Here is a 2,095-nt window from a genome sequence, read left to right on the forward strand (position 1 = left end):
GGACTCGAACCCGCGACCCTCTGATTACAAAAATCGGAACAAGAATACGGCAATCACCTAAATGCTTTAATTACAGAGCACTAGGGTTTTCTCGAGATCATGGATTGTCAGGAAATGACGTTAAAATCCGCATTTTGCGCGCCAGTGAGCTATGCATTCGTGCGCATGGCAGGGCACTTTGACGACCGGAAGCACTTGTTTTTCGCCGCCATTTCCGGCGCCCATTGATGCTGCCCCAAGCCGGGGCAGACATCTACCTTGGGGCGGGCTCTTGCCGCGACTAATCCTGAGGTGGCTCTTGCCCATCAGGCGGAACCTCACCAGGCGCCTCCGATGTGTCAGCAGGTGCGGGGGACGCGCTGTCGCCGGGTACAGGCGGAGAAGTTTCCGCGGAAGCCGGAGCCGTGCCTTCCGAATCCGGGAGGGGCTCTTCTTCCGGAGGCGGAGCGGCAGGCTCTTCTGAAGACGGCAGCCCCGGCTCCACCGTTTCAGCAGTCCCTCCCGAGCCGGAACCTGATGTCTCATTCGGCGGTTCCGGTTGAGGCGCGTACACTTCACTCGTCGGCTGATTTGCTTCCGGCTTGTTACAAGCAGCCATCAACAGCAAAGCCATTGTTGCTGGCAAAAGGATGGAAAATTTCATTGGCCTGTTCCTTCCTGAAAGGCGGCTTTATGCTTGCAGTAGTTTGCTCTGGAACTCGCCTTCACGGTTGACTTTTCTCAATTCCGGCCCGGCACCGTAGTCTCCCATCGAGCAGAGTTCTTTGTACCTGGTGACCTGAGCCCCGTCTGGTCCCGCATTTGAATGGAGAGTCTGTCGCAAGTGAACCGCTCCCAAAATTGCCCTTATTCGGGGCTGGAGTTTTTGGCGCTTCCTCACCTTAGCGGGCTGGTTTCGCCGAGGTGATTCATCAGCGTAATCGGGGGCTTGTTCCCGATCGCGCTGTGGGGTCTTACCGTGTTGTAGTCTCCACGCCAAGCCTCCAGCTTTTCCCTCGCATCGGCGAGGCTCATGAACCAGTGCTGGTTCAGGCATTCTGCCCTGAACCGCCCATTGAAGGACTCGATGAAGGCATTGTCTGTCGGCTTTCCGGGCCGTGAGAAATCCAGCGTTACATTGTTTGCATAGGCCCAGAGGTCGAGATCCCGGGAGACGAACTCGGACCCTTGGTCGACCCGGATCGTCTTCGGATAGCCGATCTTGCCGCACACACGGTCGAGCGTGGCAACAACGTCCTCGCCGCGATAGCTGAACCGCGGATCGATGACAGGCGAGTAGCGTGAGTAAATGTCGATCAGCGTCAGTATGCGTATCTTGTGGCCACTCGCCAGCTGGTCGTGCGCAAAGTCCACCGCCCAGGCATCGTGGGAGCCTGTTGCCTCCCTGCGGTCGTCCCGGAGCTTGGCCTTGACCCATCGCTTCGGCGTTTTGTTGCGTAATTGCAGGCCTAGTTCGTTGTAGATCCGTCGAACCTTCTTCATGTTGATTACCCAACCTTCACGCCGCAGCATGACGTAGACGCGCCGATAGCCGTATCGGACACGCGTCTCACAAATCTCCCGGATGCGCAGTTCCAGAGCAGCCTGGTCGCGCCGGCGAGAGGTGTAGCGATAGGATTTCGGATCGAGGACCAGGAGCCCGAAGGCCCGCCGGATCGAGACCGTCCAGTCGTAACACACCTCGTTGACCAGCTTGCGCTTGCGGCCAGGCTTCAAAGCTTTCGCTTGATGACGTCCTGCAAAATCTCGCGGTCGAGGGTGAGATCGGCTACGATCCGCTTGAGCCGGGAGTTCTCCTCCTCGAGCTCCCGCAATCGCTTCATCTCCGACGGCAACAAGCCGCCATACTTGTTTTGCGGGAAATCGCAGTGCGATTTCTATTCCGCTTCACTCCAGTTGAAATACGTGGCCTGGCTGATCCCGGCCTTGCGGCACACCTCCGCGACCGGAATCCCTTCCTCGCCCTGCTTCAGTATGAACGCCTTCTGTGCGTCCGTGAACTTCGATGCCTTCATCGCTTTCGCTCCATCCCAGCCTGGGATCATTACGCGAAAACTCCAGCCTCAAACGAGGGATTTTTCGGGGAGCAGGTCAC

1 pseudogene is annotated in these 2,095 nt (G+C 57.9%); it reads right to left on the reverse strand.

Features of this window, described 5'->3' with window-relative positions:
* Positions 1–876: 876 nt before the first annotated feature.
* A pseudogene (locus tag HY26_RS17180) lies at positions 877–2,015 on the reverse strand (IS3 family transposase).
* Positions 2,016–2,095: the final 80 nt, after the last annotated feature.

Source organism: Hyphomonas sp. GM-8P (assembly GCF_003263315.1).
Taxonomy (GTDB): Bacteria; Pseudomonadota; Alphaproteobacteria; order Caulobacterales; family Hyphomonadaceae; genus Hyphomonas.